This is a genomic window from Corynebacterium sp. HMSC075D04, assembly GCF_001815635.1.
In the GTDB taxonomy this organism is placed as follows: domain Bacteria; phylum Actinomycetota; class Actinomycetes; order Mycobacteriales; family Mycobacteriaceae; genus Corynebacterium; species Corynebacterium coyleae.
In genome coordinates this window covers 1-707 of the sequence record NZ_KV821328.1, presented here as the reverse complement: position 1 = coordinate 707, position 707 = coordinate 1, and the positions used below count along the sequence as shown (strand labels likewise).

1 pseudogene is annotated in these 707 nt (G+C 57.0%); it reads right to left on the bottom strand.

The features are described from left to right. Positions 1–350: pseudogene (locus HMPREF3048_RS11765) on the bottom strand (IS256 family transposase); the annotation flags it as partial. Between the last annotated feature and the right edge of the window lie 357 nt (positions 351–707).

The window sequence follows — 707 nt, the reverse complement described above, 5'->3', positions numbered from 1 at the left end:
CCGCCACGATCAGACAGCCACCTGCGGTGTAGGTCCCGTCGATGAAGATCTGGTCGTAGACCCTGCCTGCATGACCGATGGTCGGGTCAGGCACGTCAACCAGCCAGCACCAGCTAAACCGTCGTTTCATGGTGGCAAGGCTGACCCCGTGGCGTTGAGCCATTGCCCTTAACGAGGTTGACGTGGTGCAGTGATCGATGAACTGAGCCTGCAGCGTTGGTTAGATCGTCACGGCGTTTCACGCTGGACGCACCGCAAGCCTTGCATCGCCATCGGGTAGTTCCGTTGCTGGTGGTGCCGTTTCGTTTCATATCGCCGCCACAATGGCAGCGTGGTCGGTTCTTTGGCATTGGGCAACCGAACCACCGCCCCGTAGCACACCAAGGCAGCCACACCGTGGATTGAGAGCGAAACTGCCAGATATATACCCGCAGCGCTTATACTTTCAGCATTAACCCAGATCAACTGCCGAAAATCAGTCCAACCAGACACACTTTTTGAGCCTTAACCCGGGATTTGCGCCCAGAGCGGCCTTCACTCTGCGGTGCTCATCGTCTAGTTCCTCGACATCGTCTAGCTCCCCGCGAGGGCAACCAGACGATCAGCTCCATACTGAAAACGGTCCCCAATATGACCTGGGGAAACGTCGAGGCCACTGCGAGACCGTCTAGCGGTGTCATGTCTCATGACTTTTTGGACATGGAGTC